Genomic DNA, 26283 nt, shown 5'->3' with positions numbered 1-26283 from the left:
CTCCTGTTCGGAGAAGTCGACGACGGATTGGCTGCCTGCCGGCCGGAGAGCGGTCCGCCGCCAAAACGGGCGGTACCTGAACCGCTCGATCCAGCCGGCAGGCGGTACATGGGTGACCTCACGCCGGTGCTGTCTGCTGCGCGAGCACGGAGCCGCCCTCGTTCTCCCAGCGGGCCGGGCCGGTGGTGGTCGCCGCGCGGAACCCGGGGTCAAGGGGTAGGCCGCTCTCATCGAGTGACATGCCGGCGGTGTCCTGGAGGGTCAGCTTGAATGTCGCCAGCGCCACTCCGGCGGCGGCGTCCGGCGGGATGATCAGCAGGACGACCGGCTCGCCGACGGCGAAGACGAGAGTGATCACACGCGGGTCGGCATGGCGGAACCAGCCGATGCGGACCTGCCGGCCGCGCGCGGGGAGCCGGCGCGGGAGGTGCTGCCACGTGTCCCGATGCACGCCGATCCGCAGCGTGGTCCGGCCCAGTCGCTGGTCGACGGCGGCAATGAGGGTGGGAAGCTCGGCTGTCGCGTCGCAGGAGTAAGGCCACCAGGCGCCATCCACGACGGCTCGGCGATCCAGCACCGGGCCGAGGCTGAGCCGTAGCGTGGAATCCACCCGAGGAACCGCGGATGAGACGGAGCGTTGAGGAAGAAGCGTCGGCGACATGGTCTGCCTGACCGTCCGGGCCCTGTGCAGAGGGCCGGTGGTGGTTCGCCGGGGGCGACGCAGACTCGGGTGCCAACGCTCGAAGAGTCCTCGGTACCTACTACCGTACCTCATTGATTTCGGAATTACGCGATTTCTGAAATTCGGCTGAACAGACGAATTTCAGAGACGCCATATCGGAGCCAGCCTCCGGAAAATGCGCATAAGACTCGTGGGGCGCTGCAGGACCGCTCGTCCGCACGTAGCGCAGCGGCAGCGGTCGAGAACTGCGCCCACCCCTCTTAGGTCAGGTCGGTCCCTCGATCACTCCGCGGTGTCCAGGAGATGCGCCCCGGCGTCATGCAGCGTGATGCCGGCGCCATCCGGCTCGTCGGTCTGCGGCTTGGAGATCGCGATCGCCCGGAAGCGGGTGTCGCGGGTCGGGCCGTCGCCGACGAGGTGGCCGCGCAGTTGGCCGGCACGGTCGTAGACGGCCCAGCGGCCGGCGCTCACCTGGGGCAAGGCGGCCGGGTTGTCCTTGAGCCATTGGGCGTTGGCCCGGTGGTCGGGGGGTGTGTCGGCTGCGTCCGGCCCGGTGGGCTTGACGACGGAGTTCAGAGTTCCATGAGCGCTGCTCATGTTGCGCCTCGCGTTCGGGTTGCCGTTGAGCTTTCGAAGCTCCGAAAAGAGGTGCTTTGCCGGGGGGTGCGCCCCTGACCTGGCAGGTCTATGCGCGAAATACCATCGGCATCCTCACTGTACCGCATTATTCAATCGGGGGATTTTCTCATCCCCATCGATGGAAGGTTTCCGCAAATAGCGGAAAACGGGGCTTCATTTCGCCAGACCGTCTCGCGCGGAAGCAGGCGCACGACGCCTTCGTTCGAGCGCCTGAGCAGCAACTGCGCAGCCGCGACCGCCTCTTCGAGCTGCCCGGTCGGCATCTTCTCCAGGCAGGCGGCGAGTCGCTCATCACCAGTGATCTCCCAGTTCATCGATCGGGGTGCGACTCACAAGGAGCAGGCCTGGACACCACAGAAGCGGGCGGTCCTCTGCTCGTCCCCGGTGCCGCCGTCATCCGTGGGCGCCTGCGCCTCACAAGCGGGGAATATTTTCCAACAAATGTTCGCTTTCCTGAATCGAGTGTCCCCCATTCTCTCCGGCCAGAACTGGCCTAGACAGGCGGCCGTCCATGACGCCGAGCCAAACCGCGTCCCATCCGATCGCGCCGCTCCCGGCACAGTCACCGGCCACCGCCCCGGCGGTACGGCTGAGCCTCGGATCCCCGTTCGACTCCCGCCGCCCCGTGGACGGCGCGTGGTGGCCCCGCTCGACCGCCGCGGCCACCGAACTGGCCGCCCTTATCCGGGCCATCGAAAGCGTGCCCGCCCGTGACAAGCCCCGCAGTGGGTAGCACCCTGGCATGACGATCGGCTCGTTAGGCCAGCGCCTCGCCCTCGCGTGGGCGGGCGCCCGCCGCCGGCACGGACGGCTGGACCACCTCGTGCGCGCGGTGATCCGGTACGACGAGGCCGACGGTGGCCGGCTGTCGGCCGCGCTCACCTACCACGCCTTCTTCGCCACCTTCTCCCTGGGCCTGCTCGGGTTCGCCATCCTGGGGCACAGCCTGGACGATCCGGTGGTCCTGGCCACGGTGCAGGACTATCTCACCGGCAACTTCCCCCGCCTCGACGTGCAGGCCCTGCGCGACGCGCGGGGAACGGCCGGACTGGTGGCCACCGTCGGCCTGATCCTGACCGGCCTGTTCTGGATGGACACGCTGCGCTCGGCCAGCCGGGCGATCTGGCGGCTGCCGGAGTACCCCGGCGGCTTCTGGCTGCGGCAGGTCATCGACCTGGGCGTGCTGGCCGGCCTGGGCCTGCTGCTGGCCGTCTCGCTCGCGCTCGCCTTCGGCGCCCAGGCGCTGCTGACCTGGCTGGCCGGTCACACGGTCGGAACCGACGCGCTCCCGGCCCGCTGGCTGCTGGACGGCACCGCGTTCGTGCTCGGCCTCGGCGTGAACACCCTGCTCGCCGTCGCGTTGCTCAGCGCCCCGCCCCGCCTGCGTGTACGGCTCCGCCGCCTGCTGGGACCGGCGCTGCTCATCACCGTCGGCATCGAGATCCTCAAGACGCTCGGCCAGTTCTTCCTCAACCTCACCGCGGCCAACCCCGCTTACCAGGTGGTCGCCGGCGCCGTCGGCATGCTGTTGTTCCTCAAGGTCGCCAATCAGCTCGTCCTGTTCGCCGCCGCCGTGGCCGCCACGAGCAGGCGTGGCCGCGTCGTCGACCTGGCCATCCGCTCGTCGCGGCTGTGAAACCGAAACGCAGGCACCGTCGACGCGAGCCTGAGAGCACACCCGTCATCGTCTCCGGTGATGAGGCTTGCTGCGATCGGCCGTTTCCGATAGCTCCCGTCCAGCCTTCACTGGGAAGTGACCAGTCGGCGCACACGGCGTCGACGTCACCGTGAGGGGGTCGTCATGACCCTGAACACAGGAGACCTGACCACGGCCGCCACCGGCGTCCGTTCCAACGGGCAGGCCCCACGCTGCACCCACGCCGACGAACTCCCGCTCGTGGACCGGGGAGTGCCCGAATGCGCGGCGTGCCTGAGTCTCGGCTGGACCTGGCGGCGGCTGGTGGCCTGCCTGATCTGCGGATGGGTCGCGTGCTCCGATGACTCACCCGGCGCCCACGCTCGGGCGCACTACCGGGAAACCGACCACGCCGTGGTCGGCTCGCTGGAGCCATGGTCGACATGGCGCTGGTGTTACGAGCACGACCGAGTCGTCTAGGAAGGCGAAAGAGACCGATGACTGTTTCCGAACCACCGGTGAAGAGCCGGTCCACCTACGACGGCGAATCCCCGTTCCCCGGGGCCCAGGAGCGCGACCCGGTCGGCAGGACCCAGGCGGGACTGACCGCCTCGATCGTGGTGGTGCCGTTCCTCGCGCTCGGCGTCGCGATCTTCCTGGCGTGGGGGAGGGGGATCACCCTCCTCGACCTGATCCTGGCCGCGGTCTTCTACATCGTGACCGGGCTGGGGACCACCGTCGGATTCCACCGGCTGCTGACCCACGGCTCCTTCGTCGCCCGGCCGTGGTTGCGAGTGGTCCTCGGCGTGGCGGGCTCGATGAGCTTCCAGGGCAACCTGACCGACTGGGTGGCCATCCATCGCCGCCACCACGCCTTCACCGACCGCCCGGGCGACCCTCACTCGCCTTACCGGTACGGCACCAGCCTGCGCGGGCAGTTGCGGGGACTGGCCCACGCCCACCTCGGCTGGCTGTTCATCGACGATCGGACCTCGGCCGAGCGCTACGCCCCCGACCTGCTCGCCAACCCGGCCCTCGTACGGGTGGCGCGCGCCTTCCCCCTGCTCTGCGCCCTCTCCCTGGGCTTGCCGTTCGTGGCCGGCTGGGCGATCAGCGGCACCCTGTACGGCGGGCTGACCGCCTTCCTGTGGGCCGGTCTGATCCGGGTGGCGCTGCTGCAGCACGTCACCTGGAGCGTCAACTCCCTGTGCCACCTGATCGGCCGCCGGCCGTACAAGACCAGGCAGCACGACCGGTCCACCGACCTGTGGCCGCTGGCCCTGCTGTCGTTCGGTGAGAGCTGGCACAACGGCCACCACAGCGAACCGGGGTGCGCGCGGCACGGCGTCGCCCCCGGCCAGCTCGACCCCTCCGCCGGGCTGATCCGGCTCTTCGAACGGCTCGGCCTGGCGACCGATGTGCGCTGGCCCGACCCCGCCCGCCTCCAGCGACGCAGCACCTCCGGCGGCCCCGGGACGTACGGCGGGGCGAGGACCTAGGCTGGGTGAGGACCAGCCGGCAAGGTGGGCCGCCCGGCGGGGAAGGGGTGGCGTCCATGGAGATCCGCCAGCTCCGCTACTTCGTCGTCCTGGCCGAGGAGTTGCACTTCGGCCGGGCGGCGGCGCGCGAACACATCGTGCAGTCCGCGATGAGCCAGCAGATCCAGCGGCTCGAACGCGAACTCGGCGTGCGGTTACTGAACCGCACCACCCACCACGTCGAACTCACCCCCGCCGGCGCGGCCTTCCTCGTGGAGGCCCGCCAGATCCTCGACCATCTCGGCCGGGCGGCCCACGCGGCACGAAACGCCGCCGCTGCCCCGCCCACCCTGCGGGTCGGCATCATCGACGCCGGCTACGACTCCATGCCGCAGATCCTGCGTGAGGTCCAGCGACGACACCCCGAGCTGACCATCCACCAGGTGGAGGCCGGTACCCCGGAGCAGTACCGGCAACTGGCGGACGGCCGCCTCGACGTCGGGATCGGCCGGGCTTCGCAGGTGCCGGCCGGCGTGGTCTCGGAGTTGATCAGGCTCGATCCCCTGGGCGTGCTCATCCCGGACGAGCACCGGTTCGCCCGCCTCGCCGCCGTCCGCGTCAGGGACCTCGCGGGCGAGTCGCTCCTGATGGGCGAGGACACCGAGACGCCGGAGTTCAACCAGTTCGTCGTCGAGCTGTGCCGCGAGGCCGGGTTCAGGCCGACCATCTACGAGGGGACCGTCGAGAGCACCCGGGCGGCAGCCGATCTCGTGCTCCAGCACCGATGCGTGCTCTGCGTCCCCTCCTCGTTCCGCACCTCCACCCGCCCCGGCACCACCTGGCGACCCCTCGAACCCGCCGCCACCTACCCCTGGTCCCTGCTGTGGCGCTCCGGAGAACCCACGGCGCACGTCGCTGCTGTGCTCGACGCCGCGAGACGGCTGGCCGACCACCTCGGCTGGCTGACCGTCGGCGGCTCGCACCCTGACCCTCCCTCCAGGCAGGAGACTGCCGAGGATCAGGCTCGTTGACCGCGTTCCATCAGTGCGTGATCGGCGTCGCTGCGGACCAACAACGCCGTGGTGGTGGACCAGCCGGGTTTCCGGTGGGTGAGCGTGTTTGAGCTCGCGCTAAATCATTGGACGCGTCCGGTGTGGCCGTGTTTGATCGCGGGATGACGGTCTTGTTGAGCACGCCGGGTGTCGGTGACCTGGACGAAGTGGTGCGCGCGCTGGCGGAGTGGCGGCGCGAGGGGACCTCGATGCAGTTGCATCCGGGGGATGTCGGGTTCTACTGGCAGTTCGGCCCGGAGAGGACCGCCGCGGCGTTGCGAACGTGGAGTCGTGAGGGCAGGATCGTCGGGGTCGGCCTGCTCGACGGGTCAGACCTGGTACGGCTGGCGGTCGACCCGGAAGCGCGCATGGACGAAGATCTCGCGCGGCAGATGGTCGACGACGTGTCACGGGGCGAACGCGGCGTCCTGGCGGCGGGCAAGGCCCACGTCGAAGCGCTGTGGGGCGGCCGGTTCCGGGAGTTGCTGCTGGAGGGCGGCTGGGAACTGGATGAGCCGTGGATCCCCATGGTGCGTGGGCTGAGCGAGTCCGTGGAGGACTGCGGTCTGCGCATCTAGGTGGTCGGCCCCGAACTGGTCGACGAGCGGGTCGCGGTGCACCGCGCGGCGTTCCAAGGGTCGAAGTTCAGCGCGGAGCGATGGCATGCCATGGCGGCCGGCACGCCGTACACCAGTGCCCGCTGCCTTGTGGGGTACAACGACCAGGGCGTCGCCGTCGCGGCCACGACCGTCTGGTCGGCGGGTCCGGGCAAGCCCGGCCTGCTTGAACCCCTTGGCGTGCACGGCGATCACCAGGGGCACGGGTACGGCAAGGCGATGGCGGTCGGTGCCGCGGCGGCTCTGCGGGAGATGGGTGCGTCCAGCGCGACCGTGTGCGCCGAAGGCTCCAACGCCGCGGCCGTGGCCACCTACCGCTCCGCCGGTTACCAGCCGCAGGCCGAGGTGCGGGACCTGCGCCGGGTGGAGTAGGGCGTGGCGGTGAGGGCGCCGTGGTGCGGCTTTGGAACGACTTCAAGGGATGGACTCGCTTTCCGTCGATGAGCTTCCCCCCGGAGCCTTCTTCGCCAAGTAGGTCCGATATGCGCTGGAGCACCCACCTTGATCAGACGGGATCCCGTCCATTCAGGCCCAGCCGTTCCAAGTGCAGCTCTGCGTGAAGGTGTTGGCCGATCTCCGGGAGCCCGCGCCCGTGCAGGTGCGTGAGTTCCGGAAGGCTTCCGCTGATCCCTCCGGACTGGCCGGCTTCACAGCGACCGCCCCGCCCCCTGCGATTGCGTGGTTCGCGCTACGAGCTCGTCAAGCATGAGGGCGACATTCTCGGCCGGATCGGCGCCCGGACATGGTCCTGGAAGTCGTCGACGAGGGTCAAGGCGACCGTCGCCGGTATGGCGACGACTTCCAGGTTGCCAAGGACCTGCCGCAGGTGCTGGTCGGCGCGGATGCCGCCCTGGATCCCCTCGACCAGGTCGCCACGACCCTCGCCACCACCGCCGAGCGAAGCCTGTGCCGATAACAGCTCAGCCGCCGGCCCGACTCCGAGCTGCCCCGGCCGCCCAGGCGGCGGGGGGCCTGGGCGCGGTGATCGCGTTACGCCGTACTCCATCCCTGCCGCCACCTCGCTCCCGGTGACCGGACAGTCACGCCGACCAGCGGGTCCAACGTCGGGCCGCCCGTGGACGGACGCGCGCACCGCTCCTGCTTCGACGGGGGTGAAACGGCAGGTTTCGGGATCTGGCCGAGGGGGAATCGTTGTCCGAGAAGTCCAGCAGAGGGCTTCGTCTCCGTTGAAAAACGGGAGGCGGGCCGCTGCGTGGGCGTGGTCGGCTGCGCCTCCTTCCCCCATAGAAGGAGCAGTCGATGGCTGCACACGACACGATCACTCCGGGCCTCACCGCTGAAGAGCTGCTCGCCGAGCTGGCGCAGCCGGATCTCGCCGACGCCCGCCGCGAACAACTGCTCGAGCAGCTGACGCGGATGCACCGAGGCCTGATCATGGAGGCCGCTACCGCTACCGCTACCGCGGTGAGCCGTTCGACGACATCCTGCAGGCGGCCTACCTCGGGCTGATGAAGGCCATCCGCGGCTACGATCCGTCCCTCGGCCACGCCTTCAGCGGGTACGCGATGGTGACGATCAACGGCGAGGTCAAGCGGCACTTCCGCGACCGTACCTGGGCCATCCGCGTGCCGCGCGTCTACCAGGACCGGCGCGCCGAATTGAACGCGGTGACCGGCGAGCTCACCCAGGACCTGGGCCGATCGCCGACGGTGGCGAAACTGGCGCGGCGCATGAACATCTCCGAAGAGGACGTGCTGCTGACCATGGACGCCTCGGCGGCCTACCGGACCCTGTCCCTAGACGTTCCCACCGGCATGGACGACGACAGCACTGTGCTGGCCGATCTGATCGCCGCCGACGACAACTCCGTCGACCTGGTCATCGACAAGCACGCCCTGCGCCCCCTGGTGCGCGCCCTCCCCGAGCGGGAGCGGACCATCCTGAAGCTGCGCTTCTTCGACGACCGCACACAGAAGGAGATCGCCGACGAGCTGGGGATCTCGCAGATGCACGTCTCGCGGATCCTCAGCAAAACCTTCGCGCACCTGCGGACCGAACTCCTGGCTCCGTGCTGACGGAAGGACGCCCTACCTGTTCGGAAGTGCCGGTAACCGATGATCTACTCCGGCTGGGTCCCAACAGCGTCCAGGGTCTGGCCACGCTCGCGGGGCAGCAACCGTAAAGCAGCCCCCGGACGAAGAAGGCCCTGCGGCTAGTCCCCCCAGCCAGCGCCGCCTCAGCATCGGTCACCCTTGGATAGTGGGTGAGAGCGCGGTCCACTCCGGTGCGGTGCAGGAGCTGCCGGCAGATGCCACGCGCGCCGCTGAGCACCAACCGCCCGCCCGCTTCATGGGCCTGCTTCCACACCCACACCAACCCGCCCAACCCGGACGAATCGCAAAAGTCCACAGCGGACAGATCCATCACCACCCTTGGCGGCCGAAGACACCGCGCCAGGATGCGGGTCACCTCCCGAACCATGCGCGCCGTGGTGTGCGAACTCAGCTCGCCCGCCAACCCCACCACCACGCCACCCTGTAAGTCGCGCACCGTGACCAGCAAAGGCGGCGGCGGAGAGCTCTCCATAGGCTCCATCAAGCATTCCTCCCCTGCTGCCCCCTGCCCGCGACCGCCGCCATGATGCGAGCTAGCTGCAGTAATCAGGACGATCACGGCTTTTCGTGCCACCGCCGGTGGCTGGATGATCACCGAGGAGTTCGAGCCTTCGGTTCTCAACGCCCGCGCATCGAGGGCCGAAAGCCACAGTTCAAGCCCGATCACCCAGTCCCGCTCAGGAGAGTCCGGCGCCGGCGGAGGCCGTCGGCGCCGGAGGCGGTCCTTAGTAGACGTCCGCCGTGAGGAACTTCCACGGGTCAGGGGTGCGGCTCTGGCCAGGGGTCCAGGTGCCCGCGCGCTGCAGGGTGACCGGCGTGCCGTCGGCGGTGCCGGTGGCGGCGATCAGCCACGTGGGGTCCTTCCGCGAGGCGTACCCGCCGCCGGTCGCGTTCCAGCGCATCGAGTTCGAGTACTGCCCGATGGCCGCCGAGCAGTTGGCCACCTGGATCGGCCGGCCCTGGGTCATCGTGCCGCCCTCGACGTCGGCGCACAGGCCGGGATCGGCCAGGTTGTGCACCTGACCGGAGATCGCGTTGAACGCCCAGAACTGGTCGGCGTTGCCGTCGCAGGTGTACAGGACCAGGTTCGCGCCGCCGGACGGCTTGGTGCCGGGCACGTCCAGGCACTTGCCGCCCAGCTTCAGCTGCGTGTAGGCCAGCGCCTGCTTGGTCTCCCAGGTGAACACCTGCCGCTGGTCCGCGCCGTCGCACGCGGCCAGGACCAGACCGTCGCCGAGGGCGCGGGCCGTACCCGGAAGGGTGGCGCACAGGGACGGCGCGTTCGCGGCGTGCAGTCGCGCGCCGTCGTAGGTCCAGCGCTGGGCGGCGCCGGCGTTGCAGTCCCACACCTGTACGGCGGTGCCGGCGGTCAGGGTGCCGCCGTTGATGTCGGCGCAGCGGTCCTGCGACAGCTCGGTGTGCACGGCCTGGGTGGCCGGGTCGTACCAGAACGCCTGGTTGCGGGTGCCCTCGCACGGCCAGGAGACCAGCTTGCGGCCGTTGCGGGAGGAGTTGCCGTCGACGTCGAGGCAGTTGCCGGTGGCGGCGTGCCTGAGCTGCTTGAACTCCGGCAGTCCCGCGTACAGCTTCGGCGTGCGCGTGCCCGCCGGGTTCATGCAGGTCGCCTGGGCGGTGTCGGCGTGGAAGAACTGGGTCAGGCAGGCGCCGAACGCGGCGTGCCCGCTGCTGTTGGGGTGGAACGACTGGCGCACCGCGTTCGGCTCGAAGAAGTTGCCGTCGACGGCGTGCAGGCCCGTCACCCAGGTGGTGTCCTGGCAGACCTCGGTGCCGTGGTAGAGCCGGCTGGCGTCGAGGTAGCGGGCCCCGGCCTGGAGCGCGGCCCGGCGGATGCCCTGCTCGAACAGCGGGACGGCCTTGTTGCGCGCGAAGGCGAGGTCGGCCAGGTATCCCAGGCAGCCGCCGTTGTACCAGCCGGGGAAGCTGGGGTTGTCCTCGACGTCGGGGCTGGCCGGGCCGGGGTAGGACATGGCGACGAGCTGGTAGTCGCCGGGCGCGTAGCCGGCCTCCGCCATGATCTGCTTGATGTCGGTCAGCGCCTTGGCCACCCGCGGCACGATGAAGTCGACGCGCTGCGCCCAGGTGGGGCTCTGGGCGGGCCAGCAGGCGCCCTGGAACAGCACCCGCCGCTGCACGCAGCTCGTCATGGTCGGCGCGAACTCCGGGCCGCCGGTGTCGTTGGCGCCGACCACCACGGTGATGAGCTTGATCCGGGTGTTGCGCGCCTTGACGGCCAGGTTCTCGCCCTGGTTGAGCTCCTGGTACTGGTGGGTGCCGCCGATGGTGATGTCGTTGGTCTGGGCGCCGGAGCAGGACAGGTTGTAGGTGAGGTCGGCGGGGATCGTGGTGACGTGGACCGCGGCCTTCGTCGAGCGGTGGCACCAGTTGTCGGGGCCGTCGGTGCCGGGCTCGTACAGCGAGCGGTCGACGGCGCCCTCGCCGGAGATCTCGCTGTCGCCGAGGGAGGTCAGGGCGGTCTTGCGCTGGTTCAGGGGGCGGATGGCGGCGTCGCCGTACAGGGTGACGGCTTCGGCTTGGCGGATGGTCTCGAGGTGCGGGGGGAGGGGGGTCGGGTCGCTGGTCCGGGCTGGGGTCGTGAGGAGGGTGAGCGCTGTCAGGAGAGCCAGGGGTAAGTGCACGGGGGGTGCCTCTCTCGCGTTTTCTGAGCAGTACTCATAAGTAACCCAGTTCTCGCAAGATGTGAATAGGGCTCATGTTGGGAGCTTGTGGTCGCGCAAGGTCCGGAGCGTAGGTCGGGGGTGCCGGCGGTGTCAACGGGTTGACATCGTCCGATCTCTGGGACTACTAAATGCATTGAGTAACTCGGCAGAGAGGCGGAGAACCATGGACGGTCCAGGAGGTCCCGCTTCGGACACCCCGGGGAATCCTCCGACTATTGGCGACGTCGCCCGCCGAGCCGGGGTGTCCAAGGGAGCCGTTTCGCTGGCGCTCAACGGCAAGCCGGGCGTCAGCGAGGAGACCCGGCGACGCATCACGGAGGTCGCCGAGCAGCTCAACTGGCGGCCCAGCATCCACGCCCGGGCCATGCTCCGCTCCCGGGCGTTCGCCGTCGGGCTGGTGCTCGCCAGGGACACCCAGCACCTGGCCGTGGACCCGTTCTTCGCCGGGTTCCTCGGCGGGGTGGAGAGCGTGCTGGCCGGCAGCGGATCGGTCCTGGTCCTGCAAGTCGTGGGCGAGGACGCGGAGACCGAAGCCGAGAGCTATCGGCGGCTGGTCCGCGAACGCCGTATCGACGGAGCCTTCCTGCTGGACATCCGGGAGGGCGACCAGCGGCTCGACCTGCTGCCCCGCCTTCGGCTGCCCGCGGTCGCCGTCGGCCCGGCGGGCATGGACTGCGGGCAGATCCCCGTAGTCGGCATCCGCGACGGCGACGGCATCGGCGCGGCGGTCGAGCATCTCGCCGGGCTCGGTCATCGCCGGATCGGCTTCGTCGAGGGGGCGCCCGCCTACCGGCACTCCACGTCCCGCCTCGACGCCTGGCGGCAGGCGATGCTCTCCCGCGGCCTGCCGGCCGACCTGCACGACGCCGGGCACTTCACCGGCCAGGGCGGCGCGGCCGCGACCCGGCGGCTGCTGGACGGGCGGCCCACCGCGATCATCTACGCCAGCGACCTGATGGCCATCGCCGGCATGTCCGTCGCCCGCGAGGCGGGCCTGGAGCTGCCCGGCGACCTGTCGGTCACCGGTTTCGACGACAACCCCGAGGCGGCGCACCTGCACCCGCCGCTGACCACCGTCAAGCAGGACCCCGTCGCCGTCGGCGCGCTCGCCGCCGAGGTGCTCCTGGCCCAGATCGACGGCCGGCACATCACCCCGGAGCCTCCGGCACCCCAGCTGATCGTGCGCGCCTCCACCGCGCCCCCATCACCACGGCGCTGACCCCGCCGGGGCGCCGACCCCCATCCCCCCACCAACGGTAAGGAACGACACATGTCCAACAACCGTGACTTCGCCATGTCCCGGCGCAGCCTGCTGGCCGGTCTCGCCGGCGTCGGAGGACTGGCCGCGCTGACCGCCTGCGGCAGCCCGGGCAGCGGCCCCGCCTCCCCGGCCCGCAGCGGCGGCAAGCAGGCGGTCATCACCCACTGGGACAAGTGGGCCAGCCAGGAGCCGTGGGTGAAGAAGGAGATCGGGCTCTTCCAGGAGGCCAACCCCGGCGTGACGATCCAGCGCACCATGCAGGCCAGCGGCAACCTGGAGAACCTGCTCGACCTGGCCGCGCGCGGCGGCGACATGCCCGACGTGTTCATGGTCGCCCAGGACCGGCTGGACGAGCACATCGCGCAGGGACGGGTCCTCGACCTGTCCAAGTACGCCACCCTGGAGTGGCAGAAGACCTTCCCCGCCCACTCCTTCGTCGAGGGCGTCAACGCGGCCGGCGGGAAGATCTACTCAGCGCCGTTCGAGGGCTACGCGACCGACGTGCAGCTCTACCTCAACAACCAGGTCTTCAAGGACGCGGGCCTGGTGGAGGCGGACGGCACCGTCAAGATCCCCAAGAACTGGAACGACGTCACGCTGTTCGCCGAGCAGATCACCAAGAAGGGCAACGGCAGCGTGCACGGCCTGGGCTTCGGCAACAGCGCCTTCCCCATCATCCCGTGGTGGGTGAACTTCTTCGTCAACGGCTCCGGCACCCCGGCCACGCTCCCGTCGAGCACCCCCGGCGGCCTGGACCCCCGCACCGGCAAGTTCACCCTGCGCACCGAGAGCCCCTACCTCGACTTCCTCGCGCTCTTCCTCGAGTGGCGCGACAAGGGCTACATCTTCCCGCAGTCGCTCAGCATCGACGACGAGATCTCCCGCCAGCACTTCGCCCGCGGCAAGTTCGGCATGATCGTGGGCGGCGTGTGGAACCAGCCCGGCTGGACCGACCTCGGGTTCACCGACTACACCACCGTCACCATGGTCCCGCAGGACGGCCGGCGCAAGAGCTTCTTCTACCGCGGCGCCGGCTCCGTCCACCTGGCCGTCTCCGCCACCACCAAGCACCCGGACGAGGCGTGGGAATGGTTCAAGTGGTGGTACGGCCAGCAAGCCGGCACCCGTTTCGTGCAGGAACTCAAGGGCGGCGTCTCGATCCATCCCGAGGCCAACGACCCCAGCAAGATCGACTTCGCGCCGTTCGCCCAGTTCGTCGCCGGAGCCGAGCTCGTGCTCCCCGGCCCGCAGCCCTCGCTGCGCAACCCGGCCACCATCCACGTCGTGCCCAAGCCCGTCACCCCCAGCTTCGAGGACATCTGCACCGGCCTGTACACCGGCCAGATCAAGGACATGCGCGCGGCGCTCACCAAGCTGAACGAGGACCTGGAGAAGGAGTTCGTCAAGGCGCTGGACAAGGCCGTCCAGGAAGGCCACAAGGTCAGCCGGGACGACTACGTCTTCGCCGACTGGGATCTCGGCAAGCCGTACAAGTGGGACATCCCCGAGTACCTCGGGGCCTGAGCCGCGATGCCGACCACGCAACTCGACCGGGCCCATCCGGCGGGCCCGGCCGCCGAACCACCGCGCCGCCCTTCCGTGTGGCGCCGCGTCCGCGCCAACGGCTGGTCGTATGCGTACCTGCTGCCCTTCGCCGTGCTCACCGGCGCCTTCACCGTCTACCCGATCCTCGCCTCGCTCGGCTACACCCTCTACGACTGGGACGGGATCGGGGAACCGACCGACTTCGTCGGCCTGGCCAACTTCCAGGAGGTCGTCGCCGACGGCTACTTCTGGAACTCGCTGGCCAACGCCGCCCTCTACACGGTCGTCCTGGTCCCGGTCCAGCTCGTCCTCGCGCTCGCCATGGCGCTGGTGCTGAACAACCCGAAGCTGCGCGGCTCCACGTTCTACCGGGCGATCTACTTCCTGCCGGCGGTCACCTCGATCGCGATCGTCGGCATCGTCCTCAAGCTGATGCTGGCCAACTTCGGCGACGCGCTCAGCGCGCCGCTGGCCGGGCTCGGCCTCATCGACCAGCCGCTGCAGTTCCTCGGCGACCCCGACACGGTGTTGTGGACGGTCATCGCCATCGGCATCTGGAACACCCTCGGCTACAACCTGATCTACTTCCTGGCCGGGCTGCAGACCATCCCGAAGGACCTGTACGAAGCCGCCCAGCTCGACGGCGCCGGCCGGTTCGCCCGGTTCGTACACGTCACCGTGCCGGGGCTGCGCAATGTCGGAGTGGTGATCGTCTTCCTCGCGATCATCGGCAGCCTGCAGGTCTTCGACCTGGTCATGGTGCTGACCGGCGGCGGCCCCTTCTTCGCCTCCGACGTGGTCAACACCTACGTCTACCGCCAGGCGTTCGGCCAGGTCGGGACCGGCGTGGTCACGGAGCCGGACATCGGGCTGGCCTCGGCCGCGTCCTTCTTCTTCGGGCTGCTCCTGCTGGTCCTGACGGCCGGCCAGATGCTGGCGATCAAGAAGCTGCGGGCCCGCAAGGAGCGCACATGACCACCTTCCGTACGGCTTCCGCACGCCGCGCGCTGACCCACATCCTGCTGCTCGGCTTCGGCTTCGCCTACCTCTACCCGTTCCTGTGGGCCGTGGGCAGCTCGCTGAAGTCGAAACTCGACTTCCTCGACGGCGGGCTGAGCCTGATCCCGCCTGCTCCGCGCTGGGAGAACTACACCCAGGCCTGGCAGGAGGCCAGCTTCGGCACCTACTTCATGAACACCCTGATCATCTCGGTGGTCAGCGTGTTCTTCACGCTGCTGTTCACCGCGATGGCCGGGTTCGCCCTGGCCAGGACCACCTTCCCGGGCAGGAAGATCGTGATCGGCGTCATCATGGTCACCTTCCTGCTGCCGCACGGGTACACGATCATCCCGGTGTTCGACCTGGTGAACGCGCTCGGGCTGCTCAACACGCTGTGGTCGGTGATCATCGTGCAGGTGGGCGGCGGGCTGGTGTTCGGCACGTTCATGTTCATGGCCTACTTCTCCACCATGCCGCGCGAGCTGGAGGAGGCCGCGCGGGTGGACGGCGCCGGCTTCAACACGTTGTTCTTCCGCGTGATGCTGCCGCTGGCCAAACCGATGGCGGCGACGCTCGGGCTGTTCACCTTCATCAGCTCGTGGAACAACTTCTTCCTGCCGCTGGTGTTCACGCTGGGCAAGCCCGAGCTGCGCACCGTCGGCGTGGGCCTGTACGCCTTCACCAACCAGACCACCACCAACTGGACGCTGCTGTGCGCCGGGGCGATCATCTCGCTCGCCCCGATCGTGATCGTGTTCGTGGTCGCCCAGCGCTACATCGTCGAGGCCATCGCCGGGGCGGTGAAGGCGTGAGGCGGAAGGAGGTGGGCGAGCGAGGTGACGCCCACCGGCGACTCCACGGTGACGCACACCTGATCCGCGACCTCTACCTGCACGCCGACCGGCTGTCCGCCTGATCTGGAGGCACTGTGCACCTCATTCCCCGTCCCGCCCGCCTCACCACGACGCCGGGCGTCTGGCGGCTCACGCAGGCCACCGGCCTCGTCGCGGGCGCCGGCGCCGGCGAGGCCGCTGAACTCCTGCGCGAACTGATCGGCGGACCCGCGGGAAGCAAGCTCCTTCCGGCCACCGAGCCGGGCCCGGACACCATCCGGCTACGGGTCGACCCGCAGCTCGCCGAAGAGGCGTATCGCCTCTCGGTCTCCGCCGCGGGGGTCGTGCTCACCGGAGGCCGGCGCGGGCTTCCGCTTGCCGTACAGACCCTGAGACAACTGCTGCCGCCCGACATCTTCGCCGGTGGCCGGCCGGCCCGGGCCGAGTGGCCGGTGCCGCATGTGGAGATCGAGGACGCTCCCCGCTTCGGCTGGCGCGGCGTGCTGCTGGACGTGGCCCGCCACTGGTACCCGGTGGAGTTCCTGCATCGCCTGGTGGACCTGGCGGCGCTGCACAAGCTCAACCGCCTGCACCTCCACCTGACCGACGACCAGGGCTGGCGGATGGAGATCGAGCGCTACCCGCGGCTGACCGAGGTGGGCGCCTGGCGGGCGGAGACGATGCTCGGCCACTACACCGAGGGCCGCTACGACGGCATCCCGCACGGCGGCCACTACACCAAGCGCGAGCTGCGCGGCCTGGTGGCGCACGCGCGGGCCCGAGGCGTCACGATCGTCCCCGAGATCGACATGCCCGGGCACATGCGCGCGGCCATCGCCGCCTACCCCGAACTCGGCGACGACCCCGATCGCGCGCTGCCGGTGGCCACCGCCTGGGGCGTGCACGAGCAGGTCCTGAGGCTGTCGGAGGAGACCCTCGAGTTCTGCCGGAACGTCCTGGAGGAGGTGCTGGAGGTCTTCCCGGGCGAGTGGATCCACCTGGGCGGCGACGAGTGCCCGACGAAGGAGTGGGAGCAGTCCCCCTGGACCCGGGCGCGCGTGCGGGAGCTGGGCCTGCCCGGCGTCGACGCCCTGCAGGGCTGGTTCACCGCTCGCATGGCCGCCTTCCTGGCCGGGCACGGGCGGCGGCTGATCGGCTGGGACGAGATCATCCAGGGCGGACTGCCGCCCGGCGCGATCGTGATGTCCTGGCAGAGCGAGCAGGGCGGCGTCGACGCCGCGCGCGCGGGACACGAGGCGGTGATGTGCCCGCACACGCCCACCTACTTCGACCACTACCAGGCCGATCCGGCCCGGGAGCCGCTGGCCATCGGCGGGCTGACCACCCTGGAGGACGTCTACGCCTACCGACCGGTCCCCGCCGGGCTCGACGACGACGACGCCGAGCGGATCCTCGGCACGCAGGCCCAGTTGTGGAGCGAGTACCTGCCCACCCCGGCGCACGTCGAGTACATGACCTTCCCCCGGCTGTGCGCCCTGGCCGAAGTGGCCTGGGGCACCGCGGGGGAGTACCCCGAGTTCGCCGCACGCCTGCTCGGCCACCGGGAACGACTGGATCACCTCGGCGTGGCCTACCGCCGCCCGGTGGAAGCGGAGGCAGGACGATGACGACGGTGCTGGTCGACGTGCGCTTCGCCGGCACGTTCACCGCCGAGGAGCGCTACACCCCCGCCACCGGCGAGGTGGGCGCCCTGCGCAGGCTCACCGGGCGGGAGGTGATCCGGCCCGGGCGCGGACTGCTGCTCGGCGGGGGCGACGAGGGCGTCGCCGCGGCGATCGAGCCCGATGGCCGCGCGCTGGCCGTGGAGGCGCGGTTCATCCCGCACGGCCGGACGGCCGAGCGGGTGCTGCTGCTGACACCGGAACAGGACCCCCCGGATGGGGTGAGGGTGAGCGGGGGAGAGGTGGTGGTGTCCGGACTAGCGGGCCTTCTCCTGCGGCTGCGTGTGGTCGCGTTCACCGGCGCGTTCGATCCCTCCCTGCTGGAGGAGTCGTCACCCGGCTGGCGGGTGCCGATCGGCCCGGGCGACGACGTGGTGGCACGGGCGGCGCTGGTACGGCCGGCCGAGCGGCAACTGGCCTGGCAAGCGCTGGAACGCACCGCGTTCCTGCACTTCGGCGTCAACACCTTCACCGGCCTGGAATGGGGCTACGGGGACGAGAACCCCGACCTCTTCCAGCCCGAGGACCTCGACACCGACCAGTGGGCACGCGCACTCAAGGCCGCGGGCTTCACCTTGGCCATCCTGACCGTCAAGCACCACGACGGGTTCGTCCTCTACCCCTCGGCCCTGACCCGGCACAGCGTGGCCTCCTCCTCGTGGCGGGGCGGCAAGGGCGACGTGCTGCGGGAGTTCGCCGACTCCATGCGGGCACACGGCCTGAAGGTTGGCGTCTACATCTCACCGGCCGACGAGCACGAGCCGTCCTACGCCAACGGCAGCGCCCGCACGCCCAGGCGGATCGGCGGACTGACCTTGCCGGCCACCGACTACGGCGCCTACATGCTGGGCCAGCTCCATGAGGTGCTGACCGGGTACGGCCCGATCGACGAGGTGTGGTTCGACGGCTCGCAGGGCCGTATCCCCGCAGGCCAGGTGGAGGACTACGACTTCGACAGCTGGTACGCGCTGATCCGGCACCTCGCGCCCGACGCGGTGATCGCCAACTGCGGGCCCGACGTGCGCTGGGTCGGAAACGAGAACGGCCTGGCCCGGCCGGACGAGTGGAACGTGGTCCCCGTCACCGTCGAGCGTGGTCGTGTCGACGTGGCCCAGTACGATGCCCCCGACCTCGGCGGGCGCGACTTCCTCGCCCGTACGGCAGGCGAGGTCCTGCAATGGTGGCCGGCCGAGGTGGACGCGAGCATCCGCCCCGGCTGGTTCTTCCACGCCGAGCAGGAGCCCAAGTCCGTCGACGAGCTGATGACGATTTACTACGAGTCGGTCGGCCGCGGCGCGGTGCTGCTGCTGAACGTGCCACCGGACCGGCGCGGCCGGCTCGCCGAGGCCGACGTGGCGGTGTTGCGCGAGTGGTCGGCGCGGATCGATTGCGAGGTCGGCCACGACCTGGCCGCCACGGCCGTCCGGACGGTCCACGGCGATGGCCTGACGCTGGACCTGGGCAGCGCGGTCCGGGTCGAGCGGGTGATGCTGGCCGAGGACCTGCGCCACGGTCAGCTCATCGAGTCGCTGGTGATCGAGGCGGAGGAGGCCGGCGGCTGGCGGCGGGTCGCCGCCTGCGGGACCGTCGGCGCCCAGCGCATCCTCGCCCTCCCCGCCCCGGCCGAGGCGCGCCGCTTCCGGGCACGGGTGCTGCGCTCCCGCGCGCCGTTCCGGCTGCGGGAGTTCCGCTTGTTCGCCTCGCCGCCCCCCGGTCAGTCCTGAGACGGGAGGGAGCCGAGGTCGGTGCTGTTGCGCTCGAAGAGTTGGGCGCCGATCTGCCGTTCCTGCTTCTGGATCGCGTGGGTGACGCGGGCGGTCGAGACGTGCAGCCGGGCGGCGGTGCGGCCGAAGTGCAGCTCCTCGGCCAGGGTCAGGAAGATCTCGATGTCGCGCAGTTCCATCACGGGAAGAGCCTTCGCGTGGGTCAGCTTCGCCGGTACGTCAGCCGGCGCAGGGCGGCCTCGGCCGGTCCCCGTAGCCAGCCTGGGGCCGCGCGCCGCCCCAGGCCGACGAGGAGTCCGACGATCGCCGCGTACGCGAGCCCGCCGGCGAGGCCGGTGGCGCGACGGATATGGCTGACCTCTCCCATTGAAGGGTGCTTCCGCGGATTTAAGATGACACCGGGGTCGAACAAGGGGCGACGAGTGGGAGAGCACAGCGGCCGGACGCGGCGGAGCGCCGAAGAAGTGGCCAGCGCCATCCACGCCGCGGTGCTGGAGGAGGTCTGGGAGGTCGGCGTCGGCCGGCTGACCATGGAAGGCATCGGCAGGCGGGCGGCAACCGCCCGCACCACGCTGTACCGTCGCTGGTCGGACCCGATCGAAGTGCTTCTCGACGCGCTCTACCACGCGCATCCGGTCGAGGAGCCCACCCCGGGAGCCGACGATCTGCGCGGCGACCTGATCCGGTCGCTCCAACTGATGCGGGCCTGGATGCTCAGCCCGGCCGGGCGGGCGGTCGCCGCCATCCTCACCGATCCCCTGGGCGCCGCGCAGGTCTCCGAAGCGCTCTTCGATAAGGTCTTCGCCCGGCGGGGAGGCACGTTCACCAGCACGGTACTGCGGCACTACGCCGACCGCGGCCACTTCCCCGCCGCACTGGTCACCCCGGTGGTCGCCGACATCGGCGAGGCACTGGTCACCAAGCGCCTGCTGGACGGCCGGCCTCCCAGCGACGCCGACCTGGCCGACATCGTCGACCAGGCCATCCTCCCGGCCCTCGGGCTCGCCGCTGACAGCGGTTGACCCGCTGCTCGCTCCATCCGCGCACAAGTGGCCTCCAAGCGCGACCGATCACCATGCAGTCATGCACGCTCGCAAGATCCTTCAGTCGGCGGCGGTCCTCGCCCTCAGCGCCGCCCTCACCCTCCCCGCCGGTCCCGCTCAGGCGGCCGCCGGTCCGAACACCGACTTCAACGGCGACGGTTACAACGACCTGGCCGTCGGCAGCCCGAGCTATCCCGGCTATCCGGGCACCAAGAACTCGGGTCTGGTGGCCGTCCTGTTCGGCGGGCCGGACGGGCTGACCTACAACCGGCACATCATCCGCCCCGCGCCCGGCTGTACGGCAGGCGGGTTGCCCTGCGAGGCGTGGGGCGTGAACCTCAGCGCAGCCGACGTGGACGCCGACGGCAGGACCGACCTCATCTCCCGGGGACACTACGACCTGCAGGTCGACTCCTGGACCTCCCAGGGGACCGCCACGATCGAGCGCCGCGTCTACGGTCACCGTACGGCTCCCTGGAGACTGATGAGCGGCCAGTTCGACGACCAGCCGGGAACCGACATCGTCGGACCGACGAGAGGCGGCTACTGGTTCAGCGTCGGCGGCTGGTACAACAGGTCCGCGAACCTCCTCTTCACCGACTTCGCGGATGACAGCTACCTCACCAAGGAGACGAGCGCCGCCTCCGGTGACCTCGACGGCGACGGCAAGCTGGAGATCGCGGTCGTCGCCGGCCGGCACTCCGGCGCAGGGGAGCTGGGGCCCCACCTGTGGCTCATCGACGATCCGCACCGGCCCCAGGTGCAGCTCACCACGCTGGGCTCGCCGTCCACCTGCACCTCGCCTCCCTCCTACGGTCAGGGCTGCCCCAAGGCCGACTCCGAAGTGGCGATGGGCAACGTCAACGGCGACGGGCACGACGACCTGGTCATGCTCACCCCGAGCACGGCCTCGCTGCAGGTCTGGTACGGCAGAGCCACCGGCCCGTCCTCCGCCCCCGGCTACACCGTCGACCTGTCCTCGCTCGCCACCAGCGCTGAGCTCGGCCCCGGTCTGGCCGTGGGCGACGTCAACGGCGACGGCTGGGCCGAGATCGTCATCGGCGCCTCCAAGGCCACCGTCTCCGGCCACAGCGAAGCCGGCGCCGTCATGGTGATCCCAGGCTCCGCCACCGGCCCCGTGATCAAACGCGCTCAGCTCGTCACGCAGGACGGCATCGGGCCCGTCGGCGGAACCGCCCTGGCCGACCCGATCGCGGAGCAGTCCAAGCCCGGCGACCGCTTCGGGCAGGCCATCACGATCACCGACCTCACCGGCGACGGCAAGGGCGAGGTCATCGTCGGCGCACCCGCCAAGAACGGCGGCAGCGGCATGCTGGCCGTCCTGTTCGGCTCGGCCACCGGCGTCTTGACCAGTACGGCCCAGGCCATCCACCCCAGCCGGTACGGCCTCAACTCGACTCAGGCCTACTTCGGCGGGGTCTTGCTGAAATAGGCGGCAGCCCAAAAGCCTGTTCAGCCCCCTCTCGACACTGAAGGACGATGCCTTCCCTGCCGTCATCGCCGAAGGGGAGGGGCAGACTCGCCCGGATCGAGCAAGCTTCCACGACCGCGGCTTCAGACGCCCGCTCTGCGCGTGATCCCACAGGAGTCGGCGCGGCGGGGTGGTCGCCCTCGTCCCGTTGGGCGGTCCGGTGCTAGGGCACATTACTCCGGACGGCCGGGGGCCACAGGGGTCACAGGTAGCTGACGCCGGTCAGTTCCTCGGCCGCCGCCCAGAGCCGCTTGCCGACGGCCGGATCGGCCGCCTCCCGGCTGAGCCGGGCCTCGGCGACCGGCCCCCACGTCTCCCAGAGCCTGGACGGCCCGAAGAACTGGCCACCCCGCACACCGGGATCGGTCGCGGCGCGCAACTGCGGCAGCGCGCCCTGCTCCACCGACTGGGTGGCCAGCAGGCCCAGTCGCGCGATCAGCTGCCCGAGCCGGCCACGATGCTCCCAGGCACGTGGCGTCAGGTTGGTGCGGGTGACACCGGGGTGGGCCAGCGTGCTGGCGATCGGCGATCCGGCGGCGCGCAGGCGGCGGTCCAGCTCGACGCCGAAGATCGTGGTGGCGAGCTTGGACCGGCCGTAGGCGGCAGTGGCCCGGTAGTCGCGTTCGGACATCAGGTCGTCGAAGTCGAGGTGCGCGTTCTTGTGGGTGATCGAGCTGAGACTGACCACCCGGCTTCGCCTCGCCGCGGCGAGCGTGTCGAGCAGCAGGCCGGTCAGCGCGAAGTGGCCCAGCATGTTGGTGGCGAGCTGCAGCTCGAAGCCGTCGGCGGAGGTACGGCGCGGCCCGAGGAGCACCACGCCGGCGTTGTTGACCAGCAGGTCGATCGCCGGGTGGTCGGCGGACAGCTTCGCGGCGAACGCGCGGACCGAGTCGAGGGAGGCCAGGTCCAGCTCGCGCACCTCGACATCGCCGCCGATCCGGCGCGCGGCCTCCTCCCCGGCGGCGGTGTTGCGTACGGCGAGCACGACCTGGGCGCCGTGGCGCGCCAGCTCGCTCGCGGTGATCAGGCCGAGGCCCGAGTTCGCGCCGGTCACGACGGCGATCCGGCCGTGCTGGTCGGGGATGCGGTCTGCGGTCCATCCGGTCATCTGCGGCTCCTGCGGGTATCGGTGCGGTAGACCGGCGATGCTAGGCGCAGTGTGGGCCGCTTCGATCGTTCTCGGCCGCCTAGGTCTGCGGGACCTACCTTGGGCGCCCAGCGAGGCGGCACACTTACGGCATGAGCAATCCGTACGCCCGTGAGCTCGGAGATTTCCTGCGAGCCCGGCGCGGCAGGCTGCGTCCGCACGACGTCGGGCTGGAACCGGGCGGCCGGCGCAAGGTCACCGGGCTGCGGCGCGAGGAACTGGCCTTGCTGGCCGGACTGAGCACCGACTACTACCAGCGGATGGAGCAGGGCCGGGAGGTGCGCCCGTCCGACGACGTCCTGGACGCGCTCGCCGGCGCGCTCGGCCTCGACCACGACGAACGCCGCCACCTGTTCGCCCTGGCCCGCGCCGCCCGGCGCCCGCTACCCACCCGGGTGGACCGTGGACCGGAAAGCGTGCCGGACAGCACCCGGCGGCTGCTGCGGGTGATGCACGCCCCGGCGGTCGTGCTCGGCCGGCACCTCGACCTGCTCGACTGGAACCCGATGGCGGAGGCGTTGCTCGGCTCCCCGGACTCCTACCCGCGCCACCGGCTCAACATGCTCCTGCTGATGTTCGACGACACGATGACCGGCGAGCGGAGCTGCCCGGACTGGGAACGGCAGGCCCTGGACTACATCGGCATGATGCGCGCCGCCGTCGCCGCCGACCCCACTCACCCGCGCGCCACCGCGATCGTCGGCGAGCTGAGCATCCGCAGCGCCGAGTTCCGGCGGCTGTGGGCCCGGCACGACGTCCGCGCGTCGGTCAGCGGCACCAAGACCTTCCGGGTCCCCGCGGTCGGCGACATCGTCCTGGACTGGGACACTTACCCGCTGCCCGGCAACCCCGGCCCGGTCATGCTGGTCTTCACCGCCGAGCCGGGCACCGCCGACGCGGACCGGCTGCAGCTCCTGGGCTCATTGCACGCGACCCGCTCGTCGCTCCCCAACTAGTTCCACATCAGGCGGCGTAGGCATGGCGGTTGCGCTGGATGACGTGCGTCTCGGCCGGTCAGCGTGAGGCGGAGCAGCCCTCCGGTCAGGCGTACTGGAAGTGCTCGGCCAGCACGGACCCGAGCTTCTCCTTGATCGCGGCGCCGTGTGGGAGCGCGACCGGTGTCGCATCTCGTCGTGTCCGCACCCCCTCTCCGGCCAGAATGTAGAGAACTCGCAGCGTGCGAATGGTGTTGGCAGCGTGGGCGGGGATCGGCCCTCGTGGCAGCGCGGCCAGGTCCGCCGCCACCGTCTCCAGCCAGCCGAGCGCCTCCACAACCGTCAGCTCCGGCCGGGTCAGGCATCGCGCGATGGCCTGCGCCAGGCGCTCGTCCTCCTGCTGCGCGAACACGTATGCGGTCGGAGCCAGGAGCCTCGCCGCCGCCAGTTCCAGCATCGCCGCCGGCCGCACCGCGGGATGCTGCCCGAAGGTGCCGAGCAGGTCGGCGCCGTGCGCCACGGCGTGCAGCCAGCCCAGCCGCTCGTCATACCCGCGCACGTCGGCTTCCGCGGGGAACCAGCGGGTGAAGGCCGCTTCCCAGCCGGAGGCGTAGTCGCCCTTGGAAACGATCATGTCGAGGATCAGCGGGGCGAAGGTTCGAGCCTGGATCTCGTGGTCGTCGAACCGGGCCGCCATCACCGACCCGATCTTGGCCCGCCGCTCGGCGTCGATCACATCCCGCTCGATCCACGTGGACAGCACCGCATACGCGTGCCCGTCGCGGATGATGGGATCGGGGTCTCGTACGGCCTGCACCAGTTCTTCCACGAGCTCGTCGAACGGCCGGTCAGCGGGGACGACACAGTCATTCGCGCGAACGGCTTCCCAATCGGTCATACGAGCATTGTCCCTGATCAGCGGTATGTCCTCGCTGCCCGCGCGCGAACTGCCCCGGGTCGCGGCTGCCGTACAGGAAGACTCACCTCGGCGAGGATCGGATCGGCTTTTGGCGCTTGGCCTGACTGGGAGGTCCTTGTCCGCCAGTCGCCGGCGTGGCTGGTCGAGGGGCATGATGGTGGCGTGCTGATCCGCATCGAGGCGTCCGATCTGCCGGGCCGCGTCTGTGGGCGGGAACCCGGATTTCCCGGCTACGCCAACATCCACGTCGGTGTGCAACGGCGCCAGCGCCGTGAGGAATTGCTCGGGCTGACGCCCGGCGACGCCTCCTCAGCGGTCTGGGAGCTGGAGGTGACGCCGACCCGGACGGAGCCGGGTTGGGATCTGCGTGGCCCGTTCGTGCAGGGCGGACCCGGCGGCCGGTTCGTCTACCTGTCGTGGGGGACGGTCGATGATGCCGGGGCGATCGCGATGTTCCGGCGGGCCAAGCTGCACCTGGACGCGGTTCCCGCCCCGGTGCTGGAGGACGCCGTGGCCGGCGGTGTCCTGGTGGCGTGGCTGGGGTTGACCGACGCCAAGGGGCAGCCGTTGTGCGCGGCGGTCCGCCCGCCGCTGGTGGAGTGGTCGGCCCGCTCTGGTTGACGGCCGCCGTTCGCGGTGCGGGGTGGACGGGCCGGTCGGGATGTTGCACACGCAGCCCACGTTTGACCTTCCAGCGCACTCCGGCCCACCGTGAACGGAACCATCCAGGACCCGATCCCCGCCGCCCTCCGACAAGGGCAAGCGGTGCGGCCCTTCGGTGGCCGGCGCCTCCTGGGTCCCCGCCGAGGGCCGCGCGGGGTGTCGTCAGGCTCCGCCCGGGCTTGCACCGGTTCCTTGGCCCGGCTGGTTCAGGTCGAGGTCAGCGAGGAAGGCCAGGATCGCCTTGGTGGTCTCGCCGGGGTGGGTGAGCAGGCCGCCGTGTGCGGCGCCGGGGATCTGCGTGAACTGCCCTCTGGGGAGCGCGTCGGCGGCGATCTGCCCGCAGGAGGGCGGGAAGTACAGGTCGTGTTCGTAGGCGAGCACCAGCACCGGCGCGGTGATCTGGCCGAGGGCGGCCATGCGGTGCTCGTCGCGAAGCCATCGGTCCGAGGCCGCCGACTGGCCGTTCTCGCCCTCGGTGGAGGTCCACACCGCTTCCTGGGCGCCGAGGAGTTCCAGCCAGGTGCGGACCTGGGCGTCGTCGGAGCGCAGCACCGCCGGCGGCAGGGTGCTGAGGAGCGTCTGCAGCCGCATGAAGGCGGGCGAGAGCCGGCCGGTGGTGGCGATGAGCTCGGTCTCGGCCTCCAGCACGGCGTCCAGCACGCCGGTCAACGGCCCGGCCCCGGCCAGCAAGACGGCCGCACGTACCAGGTCGGGGCGGGTACGGGCGAGGAGCTCGGCGGTGAAGCTGCCCAGGGAGTAGCCGACCACGACGCTCGGGCCCAGTTCGAGTGCCTCGATCAGGCCCGCGAGATCGGCGGCCAGGTCGTCGACGGTGTAGGGGGCGGCGGGGGCATCGGAGGGGGCCACCCCGCGCGCGGCGTAGGTGACCACCTCGAACCCGGCCTGGACCAGCGCCTCGCGCAGGCCGCAGAGCTGCCAGGCGACCGGCGGCATGCCGGTGCCGCCGACCAGCACCACTGCGGGCCCCGAACCGGCCCGCTCGTAGCCGAGCCGGACGCCGTTCACCACTACCGAGTCCATACCGTCTCCCTGCGCGCCGCCCGCCGCGCGGAAGTTCCACGCCCGGGTCTGCTGGATCAACGCACCATGTGGGGCGATAGATCCCCGACGGCTCCTCGTCGACGCCAGGAGATCCGGGGCG

At 70.5% G+C, this 26283-nt stretch carries 28 protein-coding genes and 1 pseudogene; 20 read left to right on the top strand and 9 right to left on the bottom strand.

What is annotated here, in order from left to right; genetic code table 11:
- Positions 1–118: 118 nt before the first annotated feature.
- The 3 genes from AB0I67_RS38235 to AB0I67_RS38225 form a co-directional block, all read right to left on the bottom strand.
- Positions 119–661, bottom strand: coding sequence for a DUF5994 family protein (locus AB0I67_RS38235; protein ID WP_357934450.1), 543 nt, complete (start codon positions 659–661; stop codon positions 119–121).
- Positions 662–964: 303 nt separating this feature from the next.
- Complete coding sequence (locus AB0I67_RS38230) at positions 965–1279, bottom strand: hypothetical protein (protein WP_357934448.1); 315 nt, start codon at positions 1277–1279, stop codon at positions 965–967.
- Between the two features lie 131 nt (positions 1280–1410).
- Positions 1411–1635 (bottom strand): hypothetical protein, encoded by a 225-nt coding sequence (locus tag AB0I67_RS38225; RefSeq protein ID WP_357934446.1) that lies wholly within the window; start codon positions 1633–1635, stop codon positions 1411–1413.
- 197 nt (positions 1636–1832) lie between these two features.
- On the opposite strand from AB0I67_RS38225, the gene AB0I67_RS38220 reads away from it, so the two are divergent.
- From AB0I67_RS38220 to AB0I67_RS38175, 10 genes are all read left to right on the top strand, one after another.
- Positions 1833–2054, top strand: coding sequence for a DUF5994 family protein (locus AB0I67_RS38220; RefSeq protein WP_357934443.1), 222 nt, complete (start codon positions 1833–1835; stop codon positions 2052–2054).
- A gap of 9 nt (positions 2055–2063) precedes the next feature.
- Positions 2064–2957 (top strand): YihY/virulence factor BrkB family protein, encoded by an 894-nt coding sequence (locus AB0I67_RS38215; RefSeq protein ID WP_357934440.1) that lies wholly within the window; start codon positions 2064–2066, stop codon positions 2955–2957.
- Positions 2958–3122: 165 nt separating this feature from the next.
- Positions 3123–3437, top strand: coding sequence for a UBP-type zinc finger domain-containing protein (locus tag AB0I67_RS38210; protein ID WP_357934438.1), 315 nt, complete (start codon positions 3123–3125; stop codon positions 3435–3437).
- Between the two features lie 17 nt (positions 3438–3454).
- The gene (locus AB0I67_RS38205) at positions 3455–4456 is read left to right on the top strand and encodes a fatty acid desaturase (protein ID WP_357934435.1); all 1002 of its coding nucleotides are present in this window, start codon (positions 3455–3457) and stop codon (positions 4454–4456) included.
- 56 nt (positions 4457–4512) lie between these two features.
- Positions 4513–5466, top strand: coding sequence for a LysR family transcriptional regulator (locus AB0I67_RS38200; protein WP_357934432.1), 954 nt, complete (start codon positions 4513–4515; stop codon positions 5464–5466).
- A 143-nt stretch (positions 5467–5609) separates the two neighbouring features.
- Entirely contained in the window at positions 5610–6065 is a 456-nt protein-coding gene (locus AB0I67_RS38195; protein WP_357934429.1) for a hypothetical protein, read from the top strand.
- Positions 6066–6476 carry a GNAT family N-acetyltransferase gene (locus AB0I67_RS38190; RefSeq protein WP_357934426.1) on the top strand — a complete coding sequence of 137 codons (411 nt, stop codon included), beginning with the start codon at positions 6066–6068 and terminating at the stop codon, positions 6474–6476.
- A gap of 370 nt (positions 6477–6846) precedes the next feature.
- Positions 6847–7020 carry a hypothetical protein gene (locus AB0I67_RS38185; protein ID WP_357934423.1) on the top strand — a complete coding sequence of 58 codons (174 nt, stop codon included), beginning with the start codon at positions 6847–6849 and terminating at the stop codon, positions 7018–7020.
- Positions 7021–7364: 344 nt separating this feature from the next.
- Positions 7365–7574, top strand: coding sequence for a hypothetical protein (locus AB0I67_RS38180; RefSeq protein WP_357934421.1), 210 nt, complete (start codon positions 7365–7367; stop codon positions 7572–7574).
- Entirely contained in the window at positions 7547–8140 is a 594-nt protein-coding gene (locus AB0I67_RS38175) for a sigma-70 family RNA polymerase sigma factor (protein WP_357934520.1), read from the top strand. Before AB0I67_RS38180 ends, AB0I67_RS38175 begins: the two co-directional genes overlap by 28 nt.
- Here the strand turns inward: AB0I67_RS38175 and AB0I67_RS38170 are convergent.
- Together AB0I67_RS38170 and AB0I67_RS38165 are read right to left on the bottom strand one after the other, a co-directional pair.
- Positions 8091–8651 carry an STAS domain-containing protein gene (locus AB0I67_RS38170; RefSeq protein ID WP_357934518.1) on the bottom strand — a complete coding sequence of 187 codons (561 nt, stop codon included), beginning with the start codon at positions 8649–8651 and terminating at the stop codon, positions 8091–8093. The genes AB0I67_RS38175 and AB0I67_RS38170 overlap by 50 nt on opposite strands.
- 253 nt (positions 8652–8904) lie before the next feature.
- Positions 8905–10836: a ricin-type beta-trefoil lectin domain protein gene (locus AB0I67_RS38165; protein ID WP_357934419.1), complete on the bottom strand. Its 1932-nt coding sequence runs from the start codon at positions 10834–10836 to the stop codon at positions 8905–8907.
- A gap of 205 nt (positions 10837–11041) precedes the next feature.
- Here AB0I67_RS38165 and AB0I67_RS38160 point away from each other — a divergent pair, with 205 nt between their 5' ends.
- The 6 genes from AB0I67_RS38160 (at position 11042) to AB0I67_RS38135 (ending at position 18922) form a co-directional block, all read left to right on the top strand.
- Positions 11042–12097, top strand: a complete 1056-nt coding sequence (locus AB0I67_RS38160; RefSeq protein WP_357934416.1) for a LacI family DNA-binding transcriptional regulator — start codon at positions 11042–11044, stop codon at positions 12095–12097.
- Positions 12098–12148: 51 nt separating this feature from the next.
- The gene (locus AB0I67_RS38155) at positions 12149–13663 is read left to right on the top strand and encodes a substrate-binding domain-containing protein (protein WP_357934413.1); all 1515 of its coding nucleotides are present in this window, start codon (positions 12149–12151) and stop codon (positions 13661–13663) included.
- 6 nt (positions 13664–13669) lie between these two features.
- Positions 13670–14659 carry a sugar ABC transporter permease gene (locus tag AB0I67_RS38150; RefSeq protein ID WP_357934410.1) on the top strand — a complete coding sequence of 330 codons (990 nt, stop codon included), beginning with the start codon at positions 13670–13672 and terminating at the stop codon, positions 14657–14659.
- Positions 14656–15495, top strand: a complete 840-nt coding sequence (locus AB0I67_RS38145; protein WP_357934407.1) for a carbohydrate ABC transporter permease — start codon at positions 14656–14658, stop codon at positions 15493–15495. The genes AB0I67_RS38150 and AB0I67_RS38145 overlap by 4 nt, the downstream gene beginning before the upstream one ends.
- A gap of 116 nt (positions 15496–15611) precedes the next feature.
- Positions 15612–17144, top strand: coding sequence for a beta-N-acetylhexosaminidase (locus AB0I67_RS38140; protein WP_357934405.1), 1533 nt, complete (start codon positions 15612–15614; stop codon positions 17142–17144).
- The gene (locus AB0I67_RS38135; protein ID WP_357934402.1) at positions 17141–18922 is read left to right on the top strand and encodes an alpha-L-fucosidase; all 1782 of its coding nucleotides are present in this window, start codon (positions 17141–17143) and stop codon (positions 18920–18922) included. The genes AB0I67_RS38140 and AB0I67_RS38135 overlap by 4 nt, the downstream gene beginning before the upstream one ends.
- A 23-nt stretch (positions 18923–18945) precedes the next feature.
- Here AB0I67_RS38135 and AB0I67_RS38130 read toward each other — a convergent pair.
- Positions 18946–19101 (bottom strand): annotated as a pseudogene (locus AB0I67_RS38130) (LysR family transcriptional regulator); the annotation flags it as partial.
- A gap of 243 nt (positions 19102–19344) precedes the next feature.
- Here AB0I67_RS38130 and AB0I67_RS38125 point away from each other — a divergent pair.
- Both AB0I67_RS38125 and AB0I67_RS38120 read left to right on the top strand, forming a co-directional pair.
- Positions 19345–19944, top strand: a complete 600-nt coding sequence (locus AB0I67_RS38125) for a TetR-like C-terminal domain-containing protein (RefSeq protein WP_357934399.1) — start codon at positions 19345–19347, stop codon at positions 19942–19944.
- A 61-nt stretch (positions 19945–20005) separates the two neighbouring features.
- Complete coding sequence (locus tag AB0I67_RS38120; RefSeq protein ID WP_357934396.1) at positions 20006–21418, top strand: FG-GAP-like repeat-containing protein; 1413 nt, start codon at positions 20006–20008, stop codon at positions 21416–21418.
- Positions 21419–21659: 241 nt separating this feature from the next.
- Here AB0I67_RS38120 and AB0I67_RS38115 read toward each other — a convergent pair whose 3' ends face one another.
- Positions 21660–22565: an oxidoreductase gene (locus tag AB0I67_RS38115; RefSeq protein WP_357934393.1), complete on the bottom strand. Its 906-nt coding sequence runs from the start codon at positions 22563–22565 to the stop codon at positions 21660–21662.
- A 131-nt stretch (positions 22566–22696) separates the two neighbouring features.
- Here AB0I67_RS38115 and AB0I67_RS38110 point away from each other — a divergent pair, with 131 nt between their 5' ends.
- On the top strand, positions 22697–23560 hold the full coding sequence (locus tag AB0I67_RS38110) for a helix-turn-helix transcriptional regulator (protein WP_357934390.1): 864 nt from the start codon (positions 22697–22699) through the stop codon (positions 23558–23560).
- Between the two features lie 85 nt (positions 23561–23645).
- On the opposite strand, the gene AB0I67_RS38105 is transcribed toward AB0I67_RS38110, so the two are convergent.
- Positions 23646–24437, bottom strand: a complete 792-nt coding sequence (locus AB0I67_RS38105) for a DUF2785 domain-containing protein (RefSeq protein ID WP_357934387.1) — start codon at positions 24435–24437, stop codon at positions 23646–23648.
- Positions 24438–24620: 183 nt separating this feature from the next.
- Here AB0I67_RS38105 and AB0I67_RS38100 point away from each other — a divergent pair, with 183 nt between their 5' ends.
- Entirely contained in the window at positions 24621–25079 is a 459-nt protein-coding gene (locus AB0I67_RS38100; protein ID WP_357934384.1) for a DUF5990 family protein, read from the top strand.
- Positions 25080–25283: 204 nt separating this feature from the next.
- Here AB0I67_RS38100 and AB0I67_RS38095 read toward each other — a convergent pair whose 3' ends face one another.
- Entirely contained in the window at positions 25284–26162 is an 879-nt protein-coding gene (locus AB0I67_RS38095; RefSeq protein ID WP_357934381.1) for an alpha/beta hydrolase, read from the bottom strand.
- Between the last annotated feature and the right edge of the window lie 121 nt (positions 26163–26283).

Source organism: Nonomuraea sp. NPDC050310 (assembly GCF_040655795.1).
GTDB lineage: Bacteria > Actinomycetota > Actinomycetes > Streptosporangiales > Streptosporangiaceae > Nonomuraea.
Note: the sequence above shows the minus strand (reverse complement) of the source record. Positions and strands in the feature narration are given on the sequence as shown.

Coding starts and splice junctions, on each gene's coding strand:
- AB0I67_RS38235 (WP_357934450.1), bottom strand. CDS start 661: ATGTCGCCGACGCTTCTTCCTCAACGCTCCGTCTCATCCGCGGTTCCT.
- AB0I67_RS38230 (WP_357934448.1), bottom strand. CDS start 1,279: ATGAGCAGCGCTCATGGAACTCTGAACTCCGTCGTCAAGCCCACCGGG.
- AB0I67_RS38225 (WP_357934446.1), bottom strand. CDS start 1,635: ATGAACTGGGAGATCACTGGTGATGAGCGACTCGCCGCCTGCCTGGAG.
- AB0I67_RS38220 (WP_357934443.1), top strand. CDS start 1,833: ATGACGCCGAGCCAAACCGCGTCCCATCCGATCGCGCCGCTCCCGGCA.
- AB0I67_RS38215 (WP_357934440.1), top strand. CDS start 2,064: ATGACGATCGGCTCGTTAGGCCAGCGCCTCGCCCTCGCGTGGGCGGGC.
- AB0I67_RS38210 (WP_357934438.1), top strand. CDS start 3,123: ATGACCCTGAACACAGGAGACCTGACCACGGCCGCCACCGGCGTCCGT.
- AB0I67_RS38205 (WP_357934435.1), top strand. CDS start 3,455: ATGACTGTTTCCGAACCACCGGTGAAGAGCCGGTCCACCTACGACGGC.
- AB0I67_RS38200 (WP_357934432.1), top strand. CDS start 4,513: ATGGAGATCCGCCAGCTCCGCTACTTCGTCGTCCTGGCCGAGGAGTTG.
- AB0I67_RS38195 (WP_357934429.1), top strand. CDS start 5,610: ATGACGGTCTTGTTGAGCACGCCGGGTGTCGGTGACCTGGACGAAGTG.
- AB0I67_RS38185 (WP_357934423.1), top strand. CDS start 6,847: ATGGTCCTGGAAGTCGTCGACGAGGGTCAAGGCGACCGTCGCCGGTAT.
- AB0I67_RS38180 (WP_357934421.1), top strand. CDS start 7,365: ATGGCTGCACACGACACGATCACTCCGGGCCTCACCGCTGAAGAGCTG.
- AB0I67_RS38170 (WP_357934518.1), bottom strand. CDS start 8,651: ATGGAGAGCTCTCCGCCGCCGCCTTTGCTGGTCACGGTGCGCGACTTA.
- AB0I67_RS38160 (WP_357934416.1), top strand. CDS start 11,042: ATGGACGGTCCAGGAGGTCCCGCTTCGGACACCCCGGGGAATCCTCCG.
- AB0I67_RS38155 (WP_357934413.1), top strand. CDS start 12,149: ATGTCCAACAACCGTGACTTCGCCATGTCCCGGCGCAGCCTGCTGGCC.
- AB0I67_RS38150 (WP_357934410.1), top strand. CDS start 13,670: ATGCCGACCACGCAACTCGACCGGGCCCATCCGGCGGGCCCGGCCGCC.
- AB0I67_RS38145 (WP_357934407.1), top strand. CDS start 14,656: ATGACCACCTTCCGTACGGCTTCCGCACGCCGCGCGCTGACCCACATC.
- AB0I67_RS38135 (WP_357934402.1), top strand. CDS start 17,141: ATGACGACGGTGCTGGTCGACGTGCGCTTCGCCGGCACGTTCACCGCC.
- AB0I67_RS38120 (WP_357934396.1), top strand. CDS start 20,006: ATGCACGCTCGCAAGATCCTTCAGTCGGCGGCGGTCCTCGCCCTCAGC.
- AB0I67_RS38115 (WP_357934393.1), bottom strand. CDS start 22,565: ATGACCGGATGGACCGCAGACCGCATCCCCGACCAGCACGGCCGGATC.
- AB0I67_RS38110 (WP_357934390.1), top strand. CDS start 22,697: ATGAGCAATCCGTACGCCCGTGAGCTCGGAGATTTCCTGCGAGCCCGG.
- AB0I67_RS38105 (WP_357934387.1), bottom strand. CDS start 24,437: ATGACCGATTGGGAAGCCGTTCGCGCGAATGACTGTGTCGTCCCCGCT.
- AB0I67_RS38095 (WP_357934381.1), bottom strand. CDS start 26,162: ATGGACTCGGTAGTGGTGAACGGCGTCCGGCTCGGCTACGAGCGGGCC.